This is a genomic window from Chryseobacterium piscicola (assembly GCF_900156685.1).
In the GTDB taxonomy this organism is placed as follows: Bacteria; Bacteroidota; Bacteroidia; order Flavobacteriales; family Weeksellaceae; genus Chryseobacterium; species Chryseobacterium piscicola.
In genome coordinates, this window is record NZ_FTOJ01000003.1 from 242576 (window position 1) to 264629 (window position 22054).

Annotated in this window: 14 protein-coding genes; 3 read left to right on the forward strand and 11 right to left on the reverse strand. The window is 32.5% G+C overall.

Features of this window, described 5'->3' with window-relative positions; all coding sequences use genetic code 11:
• The first annotated feature begins 147 nt into the window (after positions 1-147).
• A complete protein-coding gene (locus tag BW939_RS07135) occupies positions 148-1293 on the forward strand; it encodes a peptidase associated/transthyretin-like domain-containing protein (RefSeq protein WP_076451223.1) in 1146 nt (381 codons plus the stop codon).
• An 82-nt stretch (positions 1294-1375) separates the two neighbouring features.
• Here BW939_RS07135 and BW939_RS07140 read toward each other — a convergent pair whose 3' ends face one another.
• Together BW939_RS07140 and BW939_RS07145 are read right to left on the reverse strand one after the other, a co-directional pair.
• Complete coding sequence (locus tag BW939_RS07140; RefSeq protein WP_076451225.1) at positions 1376-2437, reverse strand: 3-oxoacyl-ACP synthase III family protein; 1062 nt, start codon at positions 2435-2437, stop codon at positions 1376-1378.
• Positions 2438-2766: 329 nt separating this feature from the next.
• Positions 2767-4890, reverse strand: a complete 2124-nt coding sequence (locus tag BW939_RS07145; protein WP_076451227.1) for a Tex family protein — start codon at positions 4888-4890, stop codon at positions 2767-2769.
• A 243-nt stretch (positions 4891-5133) separates the two neighbouring features.
• On the opposite strand from BW939_RS07145, the gene BW939_RS07150 reads away from it, so the two are divergent.
• A complete protein-coding gene (locus tag BW939_RS07150; protein WP_076451229.1) occupies positions 5134-5811 on the forward strand; it encodes a YceI family protein in 678 nt (225 codons plus the stop codon).
• A 277-nt stretch (positions 5812-6088) separates the two neighbouring features.
• Here BW939_RS07150 and BW939_RS07160 read toward each other — a convergent pair whose 3' ends face one another.
• Complete coding sequence (locus BW939_RS07160) at positions 6089-6535, reverse strand: phosphohydrolase (protein ID WP_076451233.1); 447 nt, start codon at positions 6533-6535, stop codon at positions 6089-6091.
• Between the two features lie 310 nt (positions 6536-6845).
• Entirely contained in the window at positions 6846-7871 is a 1026-nt protein-coding gene (locus tag BW939_RS07165; protein ID WP_076451235.1) for a rod shape-determining protein, read from the reverse strand.
• A gap of 346 nt (positions 7872-8217) precedes the next feature.
• Between BW939_RS07165 and BW939_RS07170 the strand changes: the two genes are divergently transcribed.
• Positions 8218-8868, forward strand: coding sequence for an NAD(P)H-binding protein (locus BW939_RS07170; protein WP_076451236.1), 651 nt, complete (start codon positions 8218-8220; stop codon positions 8866-8868).
• A gap of 69 nt (positions 8869-8937) precedes the next feature.
• Here BW939_RS07170 and BW939_RS07175 read toward each other — a convergent pair whose 3' ends face one another.
• The 7 genes from BW939_RS07175 to BW939_RS07205 form a co-directional block, all read right to left on the reverse strand.
• Positions 8938-11781 carry a VIT domain-containing protein gene (locus BW939_RS07175; protein WP_076451237.1) on the reverse strand — a complete coding sequence of 948 codons (2844 nt, stop codon included), beginning with the start codon at positions 11779-11781 and terminating at the stop codon, positions 8938-8940.
• Between the two features lie 81 nt (positions 11782-11862).
• Positions 11863-12396 carry a hypothetical protein gene (locus BW939_RS07180; protein WP_076451239.1) on the reverse strand — a complete coding sequence of 178 codons (534 nt, stop codon included), beginning with the start codon at positions 12394-12396 and terminating at the stop codon, positions 11863-11865.
• 113 nt (positions 12397-12509) lie between these two features.
• The gene (locus BW939_RS07185) at positions 12510-13850 is read right to left on the reverse strand and encodes a S1 family peptidase (RefSeq protein WP_076451241.1); all 1341 of its coding nucleotides are present in this window, start codon (positions 13848-13850) and stop codon (positions 12510-12512) included.
• Positions 13851-13938: 88 nt separating this feature from the next.
• Positions 13939-15192: a pyridoxal phosphate-dependent aminotransferase gene (locus BW939_RS07190; RefSeq protein WP_076451243.1), complete on the reverse strand. Its 1254-nt coding sequence runs from the start codon at positions 15190-15192 to the stop codon at positions 13939-13941.
• Between the two features lie 191 nt (positions 15193-15383).
• On the reverse strand, positions 15384-17099 hold the full coding sequence (locus BW939_RS07195; RefSeq protein ID WP_076451416.1) for a phospho-sugar mutase: 1716 nt from the start codon (positions 17097-17099) through the stop codon (positions 15384-15386).
• Between the two features lie 370 nt (positions 17100-17469).
• A complete protein-coding gene (locus tag BW939_RS07200; protein ID WP_076451246.1) occupies positions 17470-18189 on the reverse strand; it encodes a GIN domain-containing protein in 720 nt (239 codons plus the stop codon).
• A gap of 145 nt (positions 18190-18334) precedes the next feature.
• On the reverse strand, positions 18335-22045 hold the full coding sequence (locus tag BW939_RS07205; RefSeq protein WP_076451249.1) for a DEAD/DEAH box helicase: 3711 nt from the start codon (positions 22043-22045) through the stop codon (positions 18335-18337).
• Between the last annotated feature and the right edge of the window lie 9 nt (positions 22046-22054).

A 22054-nucleotide genomic window follows, 5' to 3' on the forward strand; every position in this document is an offset into this window, starting at 1 on the left:
AAAATAAATAGTTCTGCTGATATGATACCGTAGTTTTAAAAAAAATAAATGGTTGTAAATATCAATAATTATATCAATTTATATTGATTTAATTTTTTTTAAATTTATATTTGTCTTACTTACGTAAGAATCGAAAAATTCTGTTTTATGAGATATATTTCAATATTGATTTTATTTTCTGTATCTATTCAGGCGCAAAAATTACAAGTTTTGGATGCTGAAAATGGTAAGCCATTGTTTAACGCGCGAATTATTATTCAAGATCAGATTCTATATACCAACGACGACGGTTTTGCACCAGTGGAAAGTACAGCTGCTAATATTGAAGTATCTGCAGTGGGTTACAATAAAGTAAATTTAGCTTTATATAAAAGTACAATTAAACTAAAACCATCTGTAAGAGAGCTTGACGAGGTAAAAATCCGAAGTGTTGATCTGAAATCTCTATTTGAAGATCTTCACCAGAATTACAACAAACGTTATTATGATAAACCATCTGTATACGATATAACCTACAAATCTAAAAGTTTTAATAATGACCAATTGTTTTTCATGGTCATTACTGAGGCTAAATTGTGGACAAAAAGCAATTCTTATAATTACAAAGATGGGATAAGAAAAAAGTACGACGATATTCTTCAAATACAGCTTAATAATGTAAAATATAAAAAGGAAGCAAAATCTGATGCCCTCTTTAATGCTAAAACTAATGACTTCAATCATGCTGATATGGGTGATTATTTCTTTTCTTTTGAAGTCAGCAGGATTTTGGGAAATATGAAATTGAAAGAATCTAAAAGTTCTGGTAAAATACTTGCCGAAGATGGTGATGAGCAATTAATAAAAGTGAAAGTAAAATCTGAAAATGGCATCATCATAGAAGGGGAATTTAAATACAACAAAGCGGATAAAGCAATTACTTTTTTCAGCATGAATTATCAACAGGCTGGTTACAAACCTTACAACCGAACAAATACAGACGGTAAAGAATTCCAATATCAGCTAGGTGATGTTTTGGTAACGTACGAATTTTATAAGAAAAATGGGACTTATCTGCCTTCAATGAAAAGAAAAGAAGGAAGCAAATTTTATGTCATCTACGAAGATAAAAAAGATGAGAGAAAAGCTGTAACCGAAATCATCTACAACACTTTCAGAGAATCTACCAAAAAAGGTCTTGAAAACAGAGTAGATTTTAGCAAAAGCATTTGGGAAAATATTCTTGTAAAAGATGATAAAGAAAATACTATTTTACTTTCAAAAGAAGAACAAGAATTTGTAGACAGAATGTAGCCTAGGTATGTAAGAATAAATCTGCATGATTGTAGAGAAAATTAATTATCTTAACCATGCAGATTGATAAAATTTTGAAGTTTTAAAATTGATAAACAATTGCATTTACATTCATCCCAGCTCCTACAGATGCAAATAAAACGATGTCGCCTTTTTCAATTTTATGAGATTCTAATTCATCTTGCATAATCATGGTGAGAAGCGAAGGAATGGTAGCCACGCTGCTGTTCCCGAGTTTATTAATGACCATTGGCATAATCTCCGGAGGAGTAGAAATACCGTACAATTCGTAAAAACGATTAACAATGGCTTCATCCATTTTTTCATTTGCTTGATGAATAATGATTTTATTGAGTTTATTGATTGCGAAACCACTCTCATCAAAACATTTTTTCATAGCAACAGGAACGTTGAGAAGGGCAAATTCATAGATTTTTCTGCCATCCATCTTGATGAATTTTGTATCCTGACAAGCTTCATTGTTATAAGATTTTCCGAAGTATAAATAGTCTTTTTCATTTAAAGTAAAAGAAGCAGATAAGTGAGATTTTATACCAGAATCATCACTGTCATTGGCTTCAATTATCACTGCACCAGCACCGTCTGCATAGATCATACTATCTCTGTCGTGAATGTCAACAACTCTAGAAAGCGTTTCAGCACCTATAACTAAGCACCTTTTTGCAATACCAGATTTGATGAATGCATTGGCTTGAATGACACCTTCAATCCAACCAGGGCAACCGAATAATAAATCATAACCTACACAAAAATTGTTCTTAATTTTAAGTAAATTCTTCACTCTCGAAGCGAGACTAGGAACCATATCAGACTGAATCGTATTGATTTTTACATCTCCAAAATTATGTGCAAAAATAATATAATCTAAAGTTTCAGGATCAATTCCGGAGTTTTCAATCGCTTTCTTTGCAGCTATAAAACCCAAATCTGAAGTTACTTGGTTGCTTGCAGCGTATCTTCTCTCTTCAATACCGGTAATTTTCATTAATTTACTGGTAATAGTAGCATTGTCTTCTTTTAAGGTAATGCCATGTTCGTTCATAAAAACATGCTTATCAAAAAATAAATTGGTAATTGTTTCTGAAGGGATGTAGTTGCCCACCCCAATAATTTTCCCGGTCATTTCTTAGTGTAAATTTCTAATTCTTAATATATATAATGAGCTATTTTGCCTAAGTTTTTAAATGCACACTTCTGTGTAAATTTTAAATAAAAATAAGTTTGCTCTTGTTCAAATCTTTGTTTATAAGCTTTCAAAAAAGACTATAAATGTTGATGTAATCGTATTTTTACTGATAAAGGTAATCGATTAAAAATAAATTATACTATAAAAGTGTATTTTTTTTCAATATATTAATAAAACTTAAATTCCATTAAAAAGCTATTTTTCGCATAAGAAATTTATTGATAAATAGATAATAATTTTAGCATTTTTATGTGAAATTTTAAAGACTACAAAATCATGCTCAACTGAATTCTCTTTCTTGCCTCATCTACTTCCGTTACTCTTACCTGAACGTGCTGATGCAGTTTCACGACTTCGTTTACATCAGAAACAAAACCTTCTTTTAGCTGAGAAATATGTACTAACCCACTTTCTTTAATTCCCAAATCTACAAAGCATCCAAAAGCAGTGATATTATTAACAATCCCGGGTAAGATCATGCCGGTTTTCAAATCTGTTATTTTTTTAACATTGGGATCAAACTCAAATACTTTTGCCGCTTTTCGGGGATCTAATCCTGGTTTTTCTAGTTCCTTTATAATGTCTTTTATTCCTAAAATTCCTACTTCTTCTGTAATGTATTTTTCAGCTTCAATTAAAGCTATTTTCTCTTTATTGGCAATTAAATCATTAGTTTTTATATCTAAATCTTTTGCCATTTTTTCGATTATTTTATAAGCTTCAGGGTGTACTGCAGAATTGTCTAAAGGATTTTCTCCATTGGTAATTCTTACGAATGCTGCTGCTTGCTGATAGGCTTTTTCTCCCAATCTCGGAACTTTTTTCAGTTGTTTTCTGTTTTCATATGCTCCATTTTCAGTGCGGTAATTCACGATGTTTTCAGCCATTTTTTCACCAATCCCAGAAACATAGCTTAATAATGATTTGCTTGCAGTATTTAAATTAATTCCTACAGAATTTACACATTTCATTACAGTAGAATCTAATTCATTTTTTAGCTGAGTCTGGTCTACATCATGTTGATATTGGCCTACACCAATAGATTTAGCATCAATCTTCACCAATTCTGCAAGCGGATCAGAAAGACGTCTACCTATAGAAATAGCACCACGAACCGTCACATCAAAACTTGGAAATTCGTCTCTGGCAATTTTACTGGCAGAATAAACCGATGCTCCTGCTTCCGAAACCACAAAAACCTGTAAAGGCTTATCAAATGCTATTTTTTTAATGAAAAATTCTGTTTCACGGCTAGCTGTTCCGTTTCCTATTGAAATAGCCTGAATGTTGTAAGCATTTACCATAGAACGAATTTTTTTCATCGCCATTCCGCTTTCATTTTGTGGTGCGTGAGGATAAATTGTTTCATTGTGTAGTAAATCTCCTTTTTCGTCTAAACAAACTACTTTACAACCACTTTTATAGCCCGGATCGATTGCTAAAATTCTTTTTTCACCCAAAGGTGGTGCGAGCAGTAGTTGGCTCAAATTTTCAGAAAATATTTCAATGGCTTTTTTATCTGCTTTTTCTTTTGCTTCTTGTAGTGTTTCATTTGAAATTGCTGGTTCAAGAAGCCTTTTATAAGAATCTTTTATGGCTAAAACAACCTGTTCCGAACTTTCATTTTTAGATTTAATAATCGCATGTTTAATAAATTCTAAAGCTTCCTCTTTATCTATTTCGATGTTTATTTTTACAAAACCTTCTTTTTCAGCTCTCAACATTGCCAAAAGTCTGTGTGATGGGGTTTTGTTCAAACTTTCTTCCCATTCAAAATATTGTGAAAATTTTTGTGCAGCATCCTCATCTTTTTTTGCTTTTACCAATTTTGAGTTTACAACCGCTTTTCGCTGAAAAAGTCTACGGAGATTCTTACGGACGTACATATTTTCGTTAATCCATTCTGCCATGATGTCTCTTGCGCCTTGTAACGCCTCTTCTTCCGAAGTAACTTGATCATTTACATATTTTGAAGCTAAAAACTTAATATCCTGATCTTTTTGAATCATGATGATTTTCGCCAAGGGCTCAAGACCTTTTTCTTTTGCAGCATCAGCTTTTGTTTTCCTACGTTTTTTGAATGGTAAATACAAATCTTCTAATTCCTGAATATCAAAACTATCTTCAAGTCTCTGTTTCAATTCTGGAGATAAAGATTCTTGTTCTTCTATTGATTTTATAATACTTTCTTTTCGCTTTATAATATCTTCAAACTGTTTATTGAGCTTAGATATTTGCTCAATTTCAATTTCATCTAAATTTCCAGTAGCATCTTTCCTATATCTTGAAATGAATGGTATAGTACAGTCTTCTGATAATAATTTTAGAGTAGCGTTAATGCTTTTATCGGATATATTGAGTTTTTTTTGAATGAAATTTACAGTCTTCATGAAGTATTTTTGAAGCTGCTAAAATAGTAAAAATTCAGTCTAAGAAAGTAGATTTCTCGGTTTGATGTAGATTGTATTAATAATGAAATAAAAAGCCTTTACTAAGATATTTTCTTGATGTATGGTAAGGTTTATTTGCTTGCAGACCTACTATCTTTGCGTCATTAATAACTGAAAGATTGGTAAATAGTATAATTATTATTATATTTATCACTTCTAAAACATTTAAATAATTAAATTAATATGAAAAAACTAAGCGTAATCGCATTGGTAGCTGTAGGTTTACTCTCAGCATCTTGTAACAAAGACAAATCAGCAGATGCTGCAAAAACAGGTACAGAGCAAAACGTTGCAGAGGGCAAAGGAGAAGCTTTGAAAGCTGATGTAGCTGCGTCTAAGGTAAACTGGAAGGCATTTCACAAAGGAGGTTTTGCACCAAGATGGGGAACACTTTCTATTCAGTCTGGTGAGTTGAACGTAGATGGTGGGCAACTTACTGCTGGTAACTTTGTAATCGATATGGCTTCTCTTAAAGTAGACCCTGCATCTGTTACTGAAAAAGATAAAAAACCAGCCGATCTTGAAGGTCACCTTAAAAATCCAGACTTCTTCGACGTTACCAAATTCCCGACTGCAGATTTCAAAATCACCAGCGTTGCAGATCTTGCTACTGCGCCGGCTGATGCTGTGGCTGGAGCCAACAAAACTGTAAGCGGAAACCTTACACTTCTTGGGAAAACTGTAAATGTTTCTTTCCCTGCAAAAGTAGATGTTGCTGAAGGTACAGCTGCAGTACAAGCTAAATTTACTGTGAATAGAGCAGATTGGGGAATCAAATTCGGTACAGACGAAACAGATCCTGCTGAATGGATGATCAGCAAAGACATTGAAATTTCTGTTGACGTGAAAGCTACAAAATAATTTGAATCGTTAATATAAAAAGACTCACTTCATAGAAGTGAGTCTTTTTTAATTTATGAATTTGAAAATATCTAAAATGTATAATGTGTAAGAGAAACAGCAGATTGCCAAAAATCTCTATGATGTACAAATGAAGATTATAAAAACTATTTGCAAAAGGAAATTGTGTACTATTCCCTAAAATCAGCATTAAAATTCACAATTTCTGAACTGAAAATTGATCAAAATTGGTATGAAGCCTAACTTCATATCAAAAAGATTCTGAAGAATTCCTGCTTTAGTATTTTTCTGAAAGATATCTGTAAGCCTTCAAGTACTTATTAAAACGTTGAATGTCTTTTGGGGTTAGTTCACGGTTTACACGCCTCAGATCCATATTATCACGAAGATCATTAAGTTTTACTGCAACAGCAAGAGGTGAACGTTCTGTACGTTTTACAAAATCATCATAAATTTCTTCTGGATCATATTTTGTTAAACAATTGATAGCGAAAAGGATGTATTCGGGAAAGCCTTCATTTCGTAGGTATTCTATGCTGAACTCGTCGAGGTTATCTTCTACCACATCGTGAAGAACGCCAACTATTTTTTCATCTGTCGTTTTACCGTATTCCATCACACGCATTACATGTGCGATGTAAGGCGCGTGGTATTTATCTTTTTGTCCTTTGTGAGCCTTGTCGGCAATCTTTATAGCCTTGTGTAGCAATTCTTCTTTGGTCATGAGTTTTGTAGAAATAGAAATGCAAAAGTAAAAAACAACGTCTAGAAATTCTGTGTTTTTCTAAATAATTTTACAATATATTAATAACATTTAATTCTCTTCTAAAGGGAATCTAGAATCTGTTTTTATCTGTTCAAAATCATCTAAAAGACTTGTTATTTTAAAGTAATCATTGGTTTTTACAGCTAAAAAAGTGTTATAAAACCTATTCATAGAAAAATAATATACATTAGATAATTTATGCAAAATGCGTAGATTGTATAAATACATTTTAAATAAGATGAATAAATCAGATTGGTAAAACTTCTTTCTATTTCATCAAGAATCTAAATTTATTATTATTTTTAAGTGCTATTCCTGTTCCACGAACAACAGCTCTCAAAGGATCTTCGGCGACGAAGACGGGCAATCCTGTTTTTCTGTGAATTCTATCAGCTAATCCGTTTAGCAATGCGCCACCGCCAGCGAGAAAAATTCCTGTTTTGTAGATATCAGTTGCTAGTTCTGGAGGAGTTATAGACAAGGTTTCCAAAATCGCATCTTCAATTCTCATAATAGATTTATCTAATGCTCTGAAAATTTCCTTATAGTTTACCATAATTTCTTTTGGCTTACCTGTAATCAAATCTTTTCCTTGAACTGAAATATCATCTAGCGGCACATCTAATTCTTCCAAAGCAGAACCAATTTCAATCTTAATTCTTTCTGCAGTTCTCTCGCCAATATCCAGATTGTGTTGTGACCTTATAAAATACGAAATATCATTCGTGAAAACATCTCCTGCTAATTTCAATGATTTATCCACCACTATTCCACCTAACGCAATCACCGCAATTTCTGTAGTACCTCCGCCAATATCTACAATCATGTTACCTTCAGGACTTTCTACATCAATCCCTGCTCCAATAGCTGCTGCCATTGGTTCGTAGATTAATATTACCTCTTTTGCATTAACTTTTTGGGCAGAATCTCTTACTGCCCGTCTTTCAACTTCAGTTATTCCGGAGGGAATACAAATAACAATCCTCAGTGCTGGTTTTACTATTTTACCCTTGATTTCAGAAATTTGTTTAATAAATTCTTTTATCATGTGTTCAGAGGCATGAAAGTCTGCAATAACGCCATCTTTTAGAGGTCTTATTACTTTAATGTTTTCATGAGTTTTACCCTGCATCAATTTTGCTTGTGTTCCTACAGCAATAGCTTTACCCGTCAAACGGTCGATAGCTACAATAGATGGCTGGTCTATAACGATTTTATTATTGTGAATTATCAGGGTATTAGCCGTTCCTAGATCTATTGCAATCTCTTCCGTAAACATATCAAATATACCCATCTTACATTAATTTTTAATTGATAAATGTACGGCTAATAGTTTTATATCCTTGCTACAATAGCAATAATAAGAAGTTAAACATAAGTTAAAAAGCTTTGAAAATAAAAATTGATTCTAAGATTCTATTTAAAAAAAAATTAGTCGGAAATAATTTTGATAAACTTTAAACAAGCTCTAAGATAATGTTTAGATTTCAGCATTATTCTTGTAAAGCAAATAATCATAAACGAGTCTCCTATTTCTTCCATTTATATTTTTTCGGAATGATGCTTGCTTTAAATATTTAATAAATTCTTTTATTCTAAATCTTTTTTTTTAAATTAGAGTAACCACAAATTTTTCAATCATGAAAGCATTAATTATTGGGGCTACTGGCGCCACGGGTAAAGATTTGGTACAGCAACTCCTCAATGATCCCGACTACACAGCTGTAGATATTTTCGTTAGAAAACCCCTAGGAATATATAATGACAAACTAAAAATTCATGTCGTAGATTTTGATCAACCTGATCAATGGAAAAATCTTGTTGCCGGAGACGTTGCTTTTTCTTGTCTTGGCACAACGCTGAAAGATGCTGGCAGTAGGGATGCGCAATGGAAAGTAGATTACAATTATCAGTATAATTTTGCAAAATCGGCAAAAGAAAATAACGTGGACGATTTTGTTCTCGTTTCAGCTTATGGTGCAGATTCTAAATCTAAAATTTTCTATTCTCGAATGAAGGGCGAATTGGAAAATGCCGTGAGACAGCTTCATTTCAATAAAATCACCATTTTCAAACCGGGAATGCTAGAAAGAAAAGATTCTGAAAGGAATGGCGAAGTTTTGGGCGGAAGAATCATTAAATTCGCCAATAAAATTGGGCTTTTAGAAAGCCATAAACCTTTACCAACGCAGGTTTTGGCCAAAGCTATGATCAATTCTTCAAAAATAAAGAGCAGTGGATATTCTAGTATAAAACTGGGAAACATTTTTGCCTTTGCTGATAAAACTTAGATCTATTTTAATTCTATAAAAAATGCCGAAGAACAATTAATTCTTCGGCAATTTTTTTTTTAATTTCATCTAAAACTCAAATTCGCCAATAAGAATTTTGCTGTCACTTTCTGGTTTATTTTCCTTTTGATTTTGGAAAACGGCAATTTTTCTTTCCTGCCTTCCATCGGAATAATACAGATAAACTTCAGCCATAATTGTTGTGGGGCCAGAAAGAATATTCTGTCTTTCACCATAGAAATTGGTTTTAATTTTATATTTTCCTTTTATTGCTTTTTTCAACAAAAACTGCTCAGGACCAAATCCTTGCGTAAAATCATTGCTTAATCTTCCACCAATCTGAGTAGATTTATGAGAATATGAACAATCCTCTCCTTTCGGATCGGTTACCCAAAGGTCAATATCAGTATTGTCTTTATTCCAGTTAATAACCACACGAATGTCTACCGGAAGATCAGCTTTTAATCGATCATCAATTTTACTTCCATCCACACCTTTGTTTTGTTTGAGGATATTATTGATTTCCATGATTAAAATTTCTTCAATACCATAATCACGCACTGCAATTTCGTCGGTAAACTCTTGATATAGAATTGATTTGTAAATATCCAAAGCCTCCTGAGGTCTTTTATTATCAACCAAAGCCAAAGCATGATCTCTGTGACTTTGCGCATCAAAAGGTCGCCATTCCAGAATTTTCTGGGTTATCCAGAGTTCTTTTTCGTAGTGACCGCGCTGTTTCAAGAGATAAGAAATGGTTTTGTAGAGCTCTTCATTTTCAAGATCAAGCTCCGCAAGAGTACTTAAGACTTTTAAAGCCAAAGCTTTATCTCCTTTTTTGAAAAGCAATTTTGAAATATCAAAATAGTAAGTTACCTGCTTCTCGTGTTTAGATCGGTTTTCCAGATATTTCTGATAAATCACTTCCGCAGACTGCAGATTCTGGAAATCTTTCATGTATCCTGCTTTGCTTTCTACATCAATTAAAGTTATTTTTCCTTCGGTTTTTCTGCCAGAATTAAATATTTCTATAGATTCATCAGACATTTTATTTGCTTCCGAAGAAACTGCAACACCATAAACTCTTCCTTGTATCGCTTCAGCAACATTACTGTTCACAATTTGAGATTGATTTTTTATTGCGGGATAAATTTTCTTTTCTTCAGGTTTAAAATCTGTATTCCACCATGTTTTCAATTCTCTGGTTTTGTCGAAAGCTTTGGATAGAAGATTTCTTCTCTGCTCCAAAACTCTTCCTTTATTTTGAGACACAATCCTTTGGTATTCTGCTTTCAATTCTTGTGGAGGCGTAATTTTGTAGCGAACATAATCATTGATATCATCCAGAACAATCAAGCTTGTATTTTTGCTCACTACACCAAATTGTTCGCTGATATTTTTTATTTCGTTTCTATTTTTGGCAGGATTTACTTCGAGTTCATCAATTTTTCTCTGAGCCCAGAATTGTGCGATTTCCCAATTTTCTGTGGCTGAAGCATTGGTAAAATCTACGGGAATTTCAAATTTTTCGTTTCCGATAGCAAAAATTGCAGTTAGTTTGCCTAGATTGCCTGAAGCAATTCCGAAAATATTGATAGGTTCATTCACCACAGAGCCAACATTTGGAAAAACTTCCTGAACAGTAGGATTTTCTTTAAAACCTAAAAACCTTACAGGTAATTTTTTAAACTTCATTAAAGCCGCCTGCGTATCTGTTTCGTTTAAATTGATGAAATTTCCGCCGGATTGATTGGCAAGCATTTTCAACAAATTAAAATCTGAGGTTGGTGTGCTGGTAATACTGTTTAAAGGCTTTTTGAATTTAATATTTAAATCTCCAAAGTTAGATATTCCGTCCGAAAACAATAGATACTCTTCTACTCCGCTCAGTTCTTTCAAAGCTTCGAAATCAGTTCCGCCATCGTATTTTAAGTTTAAAATTTTATTTTTTAGAGCTACCCAGTTCCCCTGCGAAATCACAAAGTTTTCTGATGTGTCCAATGTGTTATTTAAGGTCAATAAAGAAACAGTAACGTTCTTATTATCTGAAAAATAGGCATTCAGAAAATCCAATTCCTTATCGAGATTCCTTTTAGATCCGCTGTACGAGTTATCCCAAATAATGGCAATTTTCTCGGATTTTGGCTTCTCTTTATTCGGAAAATCTATACTAACATTGGCAGCAAAATAAGATTGGTTTTCTGATGCTTTCTGCAAAATAACATTTGAAGTTTGACTCGTTTTTGGGATATTAATTTTTAAATTTTCATTTGGAGTGAAATTTTCTTTAGAAATAGCTGCAATCCATTGGTTTCCTTGTTTTTGAAACGAAAAACTTCCATCCGCATTTTCAATGATTTTAGGAGTTGAATTACCATCATTAATAGAAACTTTTATTTCGAATTTTGGAATACTTAAGGCATTAGCAAAAATCATAAAATACTGATATTCAGAAGCTGTGTTTTTCAACTCTTGATGATAAGTAATCTGAATTGTGCGACTTCCTTTTTCGGGTAAAGGATAAATTCTTGTTCTAAAGTTATTTCCCTGAACTTTCTCTATAATTCCAGGGTCTACATTTCTTTTTTCTATACTTTCAAACACCTCTTTTGCTCTTTCTTTCGGTACGGGAACGGCATTTCTTAGTTTTCCGTTGATGTCTAAAGCATATCCACTCACACTCACACCATCCGGAAGTGGAAAGGTAAGTGTGGCCTCCAGAAGTCTATTACTGGGGTTGTAAAATGTATAGGTTGCCGTTGTAGTGGCAAGATTTCCTAATATCTTTGTCTCAAATTTTGCATTCTGAAGAATAACAGGATGTTTTTTTTCTCCCGAAACTTCTAGCGAAGGAATTTGCGCAAACGCTGACGTGAAAGCCAATGTAGCGATTATACTAATCAATTTTTTCATATTTGATTTTTATTAATTTAAATGAAAACCAACATTTAGAGTATTGTAAAAATGGTTATTATTTAAATTTAATTAACAAAACTATTTCTTTATTTTTTTTGTAGATTTTTTCGATACCTTTTTTGATGATTTTTCTAGATCAGAAGTCGCTTTTTCTGCAGTTTCTACAGCAATATCTACAGATTCTACTTCTTGATTTGCAACATCTGGCCTAGGCACATTCTCATCTATTTTCTCGATTGGAGAAAACTCTACGGAATCTTTTTTCAGAATAAAACTATAGTTTCCTCTAAGACTTTTGGGTTCTTCGCAACCTCCTACCATATCTGCAGCACCTTCAGAAAACTCGATAGTATTAGGTTCGTAAACGTTATAGTGCCCATCCATGTGGAAACATGAATTGCCAGTATCAAATTTTTCATTCTCAAATTGGAGGTAGTGAAATTTACTTTGTTCTGAGGGCAAATTGATTCTCTTCACTTTTTTCAAAACAGCCTTTCCGTCCGTAGAAATAGATTCTATTTTCCAGGTTGTTTTTTGGAAAAAATTGGTTTGAGCACTCAACTGTAATGCAAAAGTAAATACCGAGAGTGAAATGATTTTTGTAATTTTCATTGTGTTTTTTCTAAAAATATTTAAGATTTAAATTTATTTCTAAAATAGTTAATATAATTTGAGTTAATTTTAAATTAATCTATATAAGTTGATAATATTTAAATTATTACAATCTATTTAGTTTCTTGTTTTTTTGTAATTAAAAAAGGAAATGAAGACCGAATCTGTTTAGAAACAATACCAAAATTAAAGCCTTGGATTTGATCTATCCCACTAAAATTCACGGCAATAAGCTGTCCACAATTATTGAAAACAGGAGCTCCGCTTGCACCGTGTGTAGAAGTTACACTGTACTGAATTTTTGTTCCGTCTGATTCTTTACTTATTTGCCCGTTGTATAATTGAACTTTTACACCAGAGTTGGTAAGTGCCAAATCTTCTCCTAAAGGATAACCAATCATAACTGCTTTTTCGCCAGGGTGAAGAGATTTATCATCTGTAATAGAATTATCTAAATTGATAATATTCACAACAGTATTGGGCGTTTCTTTATTTGAAAGTTGTAGAATTCCTAGGTCTACTCCTTCATCCTCAGCAATTTTTTCAACGGTACATGGCAACCATTGATCTGAAGAATCGTGAAGTGCCACAGAAATATCCAATGTTTTCATATACACCTGAATTTCATCTTGAGAAACATATTCCTTTTGCGGAATTGATGCTGCAATATCTACAGGCTCGGCAAGCGTATCAACTACCGAAGCATCTGAAGAACTTATAAAATCTTCGCCGGTATTATCTTCTGAACCTTCATCATAATTGCCGCCATCACCTTCCCCATCGTATTCTGAAGAAGCATTTCCCCAATTTGATGCGATGAAAGTTTCGTAACCATCTTCTGAAATATCTGTAGTTAAAATTGAAGCAATTTTCCTTTTGAAATTTTCGGTATTGGTGAAGATTTTTTCTTTATTTTCAAGAGTATTCCAAGGTTGAAGTACGTGGCTGTTGGAAATCATATTTCCGTTTTTATCAACAAAAAAAGCTGTTCCGTAGAGTATTTCTTCGGTAGCTTCTGGTATATTGAGCTGAATTTCTTTGCCTTTTATTTTTGCAAAATATCCGTAGCGGTGCTTTACTATAACTACGGCATCTTTGTAGGCGTCATAAATCTTGGTATCTGTATCTAGGCAAGCACTTGCTACAATAGGCTCTGTTTTTTGATTTTCTTTGTAAAATTTATATCCAAAATAAGAAATTCCGCTGAGTAGAATAATTCCACCGAGGCTAAAAAAAGCTATTTTGTAAGGATTTTTTTTGTTGATTTCTGGATCAAGATGCGTAGGAGCTATAACAGGATTTTCTACCACTTCTTCTTTAGGAATTAGCGGATTTTCATCTCTAATTTCGTTTTCTAATTCAGAAGGCTCTGAAAACTCATTAAATTGCGAATTATTTTCAGGGTGTTTCTTTTCATTAGAATCCTCGTTAGATTCTTGATTTTCTTTACTCATTTGCGATTTTTATTTACATTAATTTTATAAAAAAATGTTGACTCTACTAAGTAGAATCAACATCATAAATTTAGAATAATTTTTTAATTTATTTCAGATTATTTAAAGCTTTTTCAAGTTTTGGCATCATGAGAGAAATTTCATCTGTTGCCAAACCACCTACAGAAGCTCTGAACCAAGGCTCAGATTTTGCTTCTCCAAATGCAGAAAATGGCACCAACGCTACACCAGCATCATTTATTAGATAAAAAACCAAGTCTGAAGAATTTTCAATTACAGTTCCGTCGGGTTTTGCTTTTCCGATGTAATCTAATTTAATTGTAAGATACATAGCTCCCATTGGCTCTATAGATTCTACTGCAAGGCCTTTTCCTTTTAAATCTTGAATTCCAGCATGCAGCACTTTCAAACTTACCTCCAATTTCCCTTTAAAATCATCTATAAAAGCGTTCACATCTTCAGGATTTTCAAAATATCTTGCGGTAGCTTCTTGCTCCGGTTTTGGTGCCCAAGCTCCCACGTGGGTAAGAAGTGCTTTCATTTTATCGATAATGTGAGCCGGACCAAATCCCCAACCTACACGAACTCCCGTTGCAGCAAGGCATTTTGAGATTCCTTCGATATAAATTGTATATTCTTTCATTTCTGGGAAAAGCGAAACAGGATCTACATGCTCGGCACCGAAAGTAAGATTGGAATAAATTTGATCGTACATTAAGTACAATGGTTTTTCGTCTTCGCCTCTTTTTTTATTTTCATCTAAAATCAATTCACAAATTTCAGTCAGCTGTTCTTTTGTAAACATTGTTCCTGTAGGATTCAGTGGTGAACAAAGTGCTAGCAAAACAGTACCCGGCAAGTGAGGTCTTAAATCGTCTGCAGTGGGAAGAAAATTATTTGCTTGTGTAGTTTTTACTTCTACAGCGTCTGCAGAAGTGAGGTATGCATAATGGTTGTTGTTCCAAGATGGCGTAGGATATACTACCTTATCACCTTCATCTACGATGGTTTTATAAACCGCGTAAATTAAAGGTCTTGAACCTGCTGTAATCAAAATATCATCTGGTGAATATTCAAGATTCCATCTGTTTTTAAGATCGTTTGAAACCTGTTTTCGTAAAGATAAAAGTCCGTTTGCGGGCGGATAATTGGTTAAATTATTTTGATAGGCCTTTTGAATTTCTTCTTTTAATTTTGCAGGAATAGGATAAATATTAGAATTCAAATCGCCAATAGTAAGATTAGCAATTTCTGCTCCTTTTGCCTTTAAATCGTTTACTTCATTACCTATTTTTACAATCTCAGAACCAATAAGGTTCGCCGCTAATTTTGAAACTTTCACTTTATTTAAAATTTATAATTACTTTTAATTTTTTTTGTACATTTAATTACTTAAAATTACTTTATCTGCCAATATCACATAAATCTTTTCTCTCCGAAACTCTCTCTATAAATAGAATGGAATAATTTTACAACGGAATATTACTCTGTAATGAGAAAAATTTTGGTGATTTTCTATATTGGTAATTTTTTTTAATTTAAATGTAAATCAGCTTTAATTTGCTGAATTTTCTCTTCAAGACTTTTAATTTTGTGTTCAAACTCATCTTTTGAAGCTAAAGCATCTTTCACAGAAACGTAGAATTTAATTTTAGGCTCGGTTCCCGAAGGTCTTACGCAAACTTTGGTTCCGTCTTCTGTGTAATAGATTAAAACGTTTGATTTAGGAATATCAATCATTGTTTTGGATGCATTTTCAGCAACAATAAAATTTGTCTGTTCCTTGAAATCTTTTATTTGAGAAACGGGAGATCCTGCCAAAGATTTGGGAGGGTTTTCACGGAAATTTTTCATCATATTTTGAATTTCTTCTGCACCATCTCGTCCTTTTCTTACAAGATTAATTAAACCTTCATAATACAACCCTACTTCTTGATAAATTTCTATAAGGTATTCGTACATGGTTCTGCCATTGGCTTTGCACCAAGCTGCGATTTCGCATGCAAGAACAATACTACCACAAGAATCTTTATCACGCACAAAATCTCCAGTCATAAACCCGAAACTCTCTTCGCCACCACAGATGAATTTTTCTCTACCTTCAAAATCACGAATCATTTTTCCGATCCATTTGAATCCTGTAAGTCCAACTTTGCAATCGACACCGAATTTTTGAGCAATATCATAGAAAATATCAGATGTCACAATTGTAGAACCGATGAATTCTTTTCCTGTGATTTTTTCTAGTTTTCTCCATTCATTTAAGATGTAATAAGTAAGAATAGTATTGCACTGATTTCCGTTAAGAAGCTGCATTTCGCCGTCTAGATTTCTTACGGCAATTCCCAATCTGTCGCCATCCGGATCTGTACCTATTACAATGTCTGCGTTAGTAATTTTTGCCAAATCCATTGCCATTTCCAATGCTGCAGGTTCTTCCGGATTAGGAGAGTCTACCGTTGGGAAATTTCCGCTTGGGATCATTTGTTCTTTTACTAAGTCTATTTTTTTAAATCCTGCTTTTTCCAAAGCTTGTGGAACGGTTGTATAAGTGGTGCCGTGAATGGAAGTAAAAACGATATTTAAATTTTCTTTTCCAACGTTCTGGTAAGTTGAGTTTTCAATACAAGCATCAATGTAAACTTCATCTTGCTCCTCTCCGATCCATTCTATTAAATTATCGTTACCTTCAAATTTAATTTCTTCAAATTTCACAGAATAAACCTGATTGATTATTGCTTCATCATGTGGCGGAACGATTTGTGCACCATCATTCCAGTATACTTTATATCCATTATATTCCGGTGGATTGTGGGAAGCTGTTAAAACAATTCCTCCGTTGCATTTTTTATCACGAACGGTAAAAGACAATTCCGGAGTTGGTCTGTGATTTTTAAAAAGCAAAACTTTTATTCCGTTAGCAGTTAAAACATCAGCTACCAATTTTCCAAATTCTTTTGAATTGTGTCTTACATCATAAGCAATTGCCACTTTAATTTCTTCTCCTTGAAATTGCTTTAGCATATAGTTCGCAAGTCCTTGTGTAGCTTGACCTAAGGTGTATTTATTTAAACGATTAGTTCCAACTCCCATTATGCCTCTCATACCACCTGTTCCAAATTCTAATTCACGGTAGAAAGAATCTTCTAAGTCTGGAGAGTTGCTATTTATTAATGCTTGAACGGCATCTTTTGTTTCCTGATCGAATGTGTCTGTAAGCCAAAGTTGCGCTTTTTCTAGTGTTGATATTTCTGACATATTGTATTCTTGTGTTTATTTAATTACTTACTTTTTTAAGGAATGATAATTAACAATACCGACTAAATCTAAAAATTCTGTAATAAGTCTAACAGTTTTTTTCATTAGTGCTATATTTTGTTACTGTTGATTTTAGTTTCCTTTATTTTTTTGTTTTACGATGAGTATGTTCTCTGTTGGTTTTACAAATTTGAGGTTTCTGATTTTTTCTTCATCTTTGGTTTCTGTGATTTAATATTTGTGTTTAGTTTTAAAATAAAGAAACCAAAGTTGTTTTAGAGCTGTCTTTTGTTACTATATAGGATGTTACTAAAGCAACTGATTTTGGCAGACCAATTTTAAAAATAAATTAATGAAAAAACTATTTCAGCTTTTTATTCTCCACTTTCGCTGTTTTGTCCACTTTAAAAGCTCTAATTGGATCGTTGTAATATACAAATTTTGATGTGTTCTTAATGTTTCCCTTCAAAGAATCTTTCACATTTACTTCTGCATAGTTTCCATTTTTAGAATCTATATTTAAATTTTCAATTTTCCAATACGGGGCAATCAAGCTTGCAGTATCTGAAATTTTGATGAATGCATCTTTTGTTTGACCCAAAAAGTTTGCACGGCTTCGGTTCAGCATTTCTAGATCTAACTTTCTGGTGTTTACCGAACCCATGAAGGTAGAATAATTTTTAAGATTTAATTTAAAATTATCGGTTTTAATTTCACTTGAAATATTGAGTTCAACAGAATCTGCAATAGAGACTTTTTCAAGATTATATTTAGAATACACTATAATATTATAAAAATCTACTCCTTTTGTTTTTCTGTTTTCTTTAATGAAAAGCGTTTTGTCTTTCACTTCTACATTCAGATTATCAGCAACATTAGGGTAAGTTTCAATGTCTACATAATTTCTGTTTGCTTTGGCATAAAAAACACGAAATTTACCTTCCATTTCGAGGTTCACAAATTCATCAACGTTTACTTCTTTGTTTTCGATATTGCCTTTAGGAGAAATTTTTCCGCAGGATAAGATCATTAGAGATAACGAAATAAAAATATAATTCTTTACAGAAAAATAGTCTTTCATTTAATTTTTGATTTTATATTTTATTCAGGACAAATATAAAGAAAAACGATTTGGAAATTCTCATTTCAGCTCTAAGATTTAATAAAAATGAGACCTTTAATAGTGTATAATATATCGATAATGGGAAATTTTACATCATTATCATTTAAGCAAATAAATTTTTTATTTCTTCTTTATTAAATGATTTTTGTTCTTCATCTATACTTATAATTGTAGAAGCAATGCCTCTTTTTTTATTTTGAAGTGCTATTATTTTTTCTTCAATCGTATTCTTACAAATCATACGGTATGCCATTACTTGTTTCTTCTGCCCTATTCTGTAGCATCTGTCTATGGCTTGGTTTTCTACCGCAGGGTTCCACCATGGGTCTACAATAAATACATAATCTGCTTCTGTAAGATTAAGACCTGTACCTCCTGCTTTTGTACTGATTAAAAATACCCGTACATCATTTTTATTCTGAAAATTTTCTACACGAGATTGGCGATCGCGAGTTTGCCCATCTAGATATTCAAATGTAATATTTTCTTCTTCCAGCTTTACTTTGATGAGTTGCAGCATTTTTACAAAGCTAGAAAATATCAAAATCTTATGATTTCCTGTTTTTTCTTTAATGTTTTCTATGAGAAGATCCAGCTTTACAGAAGCATTACCATAGTCTTCGTTTTCTGAAATAATTGCAGGGCTATTGCAGATTTGCCTTAGCTTTGTAAGTCCCTCCAAAACATACATTTGCGATTTTGCAACGCCATGCTCGTTTATTTTATTCAGTAGGTAATCTCGGTATTCATTTTTGAAGGTATCGTAGACTTTCCTTTGTTCACTTTCCATCTCACAATAGATGATGCTTTCTATTTTTTCGGGGAGTTCTGTAGCAACTTGTTCTTTAGTTCTTCTTAAAATAAAAGGATGAATAATTTTTGTAAGCAATTGGGAGGTAGCAACCTCTTTTTCTTTATCAATGGCATCAGAAAATTCTTTTTTGAAATGTGTGATATTACCCAAAATCCCAGGATTCAAAAAATTAAACTGAGCATAAAGATCAAAAGTATTGTTTTCTATTGGGGTTCCAGAAAGTGCAATTCTATTGAAGCTTTTCAGTAATCTTACGCTTTTGTATCTTTTAGAGTTTGGGTTTTTGATGGCTTGGCTTTCATCTAAAATAATGTAGTTAAAATGTTTCTCCTTCAAGACTTCAACATCATTGAGTAAAGAACCATAGGTGGTTATTATTACATCATAATTCAAGAATTGTTCTAAATTTTCATTTCTGTTTGCCCCTGTATAAATGAGCAATTTCAAACTGGGACAAAACTTTTTCATCTCATTTTCCCAATTGAAGACGAGCGAAGTTGGCGCAATAATTAAGGATGGTAATTTGGGTTTTTTCGTGATTTTCAAATGTTGTAAGAAAGCAATCGTTTGTAATGTCTTACCTAGTCCCATATCATCTGCAAGAAAGCCTCCTAATTGATTTTCTTCTAAAAAAACGAGCCAGTTTAAGCCTTCACGCTGATAATCTCTCAATGTTGCAATAATTTCTTTTGGAACTTCCACAGTATTGATATTTGAAATATTCTGAATTCGCTTTTTCTTTTCATAAAGCTCAATTAGAAAATCTGGTTTTTCTTCTAGTTCTTGATACAACTCGTCAATCATTCCAAACTGATAATTGGAGATTTGAAGAGTATCTTTTTTCACTTCACCAATTTTAAAGTATGCCGCAAATTTCTGCATCCATTCTTCTGGTAAAATGCCTATACTACCATCTGATAGCGTTACGAAATTTGTTTTTTTTACAAAAGCTTTTTGCAAATCTTTCAAGCTTAGTTTTTGGTCGCCAAAGGAAATATCAATTTTCACATCAAACCAATCCAAATCAGATTGCACACTAACAGAAACAGATGGTTTGTGGATATTGTATTTGAATGAGCTAAGATTTTTTAATCCTAAAAGTTCTATACCAGATTCTTTCATTTTTTCTACCAAATCAATAAGCCAAAAATTTTCGATTAATTGTAAAGGATTTAAATAAAAACCGTCATCTTGTAATATAAAATCTGGATGATAGCTTCTAAATTCTTCTCTGAATGCAGTTTCGGCTTCCCAATCTCTTTCAAGATAAGAAAATTCTCCCTTCTCAGTAATGCCAATGCGCATTTCACTGCTTTCAATATCTATCAATTTTTCAGGATATTGCATCGCCAATTTGAAAGTTACTGCACCATTTAAATCTTCAATATAAACTTGCGTTTTGTGGTTTAGAATATTTTCAATTGCAAAATTTTTCTTGTTTACTTTTTCTTTTACAAAATTGGTTTTGCTCACTTCATACTTAGTAGAAAGCGGAAGCAAGACATTTTCTTTGAAATGTAAAGCGTTTTTTTTGATGTATCTGGTTTCGCTCATTTCCGAGTAATACAGCAAATCTGCAGAAAAAACAGCATTTCTTATTGGGTATATTTCATTTTTTATTTTAACAAACAGAGGTGTTATGGTAATTTCATCAGAATTCAATTTAAAAAGTTTATCTCCAATTTTCAGCTTGGGTTCCAAATGATAAAAAAGTGGGTCTTGAGAAAAATTGAAAATAAGTTTAAGGATTTCTGTATTTAAAGTATTACTAACCAAGTTTTTACGAGTATAAGTATCTTCGGCAGTGTGAGAGTAAAGAGGAAATTCTGTGAGATGTGGTATTAATTTAGCAAAAGACTCAAATAATTTCTGTAAACTTTCCGCAGTATTTTTATGATAAAATGCTGCTAAGAGATTATTTATTCTTAAAGCAAGCAAAATCATTGATGTAGTTTTGTCGCTGTATTGATGCATTGTAGTTTCAATCCGGTACATCATTATCTCCTTAAAATGCGTAACGAGCTCTGTACCCTCTTTATTAAATTTTGCCTGTACAGCCGTAAAACCTAAAAAACTGTCATCAGAAAATTCAAAAACCAAAGCTTCACCAGTTTCTACATTTGCAAATTTAAAATCGTTTTTGTTTGAATTTTTATTTAATTCTGAAGATAAACTACTTTCAAAAGGGCTTGATATTTTTTGCAAATCAGGGAATAAACTTATCGCTCTAAATCCCTTTTCATCAAGAATAAAATCAAAATACTTTTTGTAATCATCATTGAGATCCAAACCATAATCTTTTAGAAAAAGCTCAATCATTTTATCTAAATAATTCTCTTGAAAATAGTTTGCACCCAATATTTTTATTACTTTTTCAAAAGCTGGTGATAAATGTTTACAGTGGGAATCAAAAGTTTTCTCTGAGCAGGAGCACTGTATACTAAGAATTTTCTCTTTGAAATCTATTTTAAACGTTTGAGAAAAATTGCTGCTCCAATCTGAAATTCTAGTTTTAATTTCTGTAGCTTTTACAGATTCTATCCTAGGTTCAGCATAAGAAATAGGGGCGTTCTTTATTGGTGACAAATTTTCCCTAATCATCTCTTCATCAATACCATTATCTGATAACGGAAATGTAAATACAGAAGAAAATATTTCACTAGATTTCACTTTTATCATTTTATTTACAGTTTCAGTTTTTGAATTTCTCACAAAAGATGAATCAGTTTTTAAAGTAAGAGCAAAATTTTCTAATGATGCAATAGAATGCTTGCAAATACCACCATGATTATAGGGGCAACTGCACCGCACACTTATGTTATTTTCTGAAGATATCGTTATTGTGTAAGCTTTATAGGCAGTACCTTTACATTCATAAATAGCAGATTTTGGAGTTATTTTTTTAAGTGTCGAGTAAACTCCAAAAGACTTTCTAATACTATCGGCATGAGCATTATTTTTGATGAACTGAACGATTTGTTTACGGCTGATTTCTTCCATGGTATTGAA

Coding starts and splice junctions, on each gene's coding strand:
- BW939_RS07205 (WP_076451249.1), bottom strand. CDS start 22,045: ATGGAAGAAATCAGCCGTAAACAAATCGTTCAGTTCATCAAAAATAAT.
- BW939_RS07200 (WP_076451246.1), bottom strand. CDS start 18,189: ATGAAAGACTATTTTTCTGTAAAGAATTATATTTTTATTTCGTTATCT.
- BW939_RS07160 (WP_076451233.1), bottom strand. CDS start 6,535: ATGACCAAAGAAGAATTGCTACACAAGGCTATAAAGATTGCCGACAAG.
- BW939_RS07165 (WP_076451235.1), bottom strand. CDS start 7,871: ATGGGTATATTTGATATGTTTACGGAAGAGATTGCAATAGATCTAGGA.
- BW939_RS07185 (WP_076451241.1), bottom strand. CDS start 13,850: ATGAGTAAAGAAAATCAAGAATCTAACGAGGATTCTAATGAAAAGAAA.
- BW939_RS07135 (WP_076451223.1), top strand. CDS start 148: ATGAGATATATTTCAATATTGATTTTATTTTCTGTATCTATTCAGGCG.
- BW939_RS07145 (WP_076451227.1), bottom strand. CDS start 4,890: ATGAAGACTGTAAATTTCATTCAAAAAAAACTCAATATATCCGATAAA.
- BW939_RS07140 (WP_076451225.1), bottom strand. CDS start 2,437: ATGACCGGGAAAATTATTGGGGTGGGCAACTACATCCCTTCAGAAACA.
- BW939_RS07150 (WP_076451229.1), top strand. CDS start 5,134: ATGAAAAAACTAAGCGTAATCGCATTGGTAGCTGTAGGTTTACTCTCA.
- BW939_RS07175 (WP_076451237.1), bottom strand. CDS start 11,781: ATGAAAAAATTGATTAGTATAATCGCTACATTGGCTTTCACGTCAGCG.
- BW939_RS07180 (WP_076451239.1), bottom strand. CDS start 12,396: ATGAAAATTACAAAAATCATTTCACTCTCGGTATTTACTTTTGCATTA.
- BW939_RS07170 (WP_076451236.1), top strand. CDS start 8,218: ATGAAAGCATTAATTATTGGGGCTACTGGCGCCACGGGTAAAGATTTG.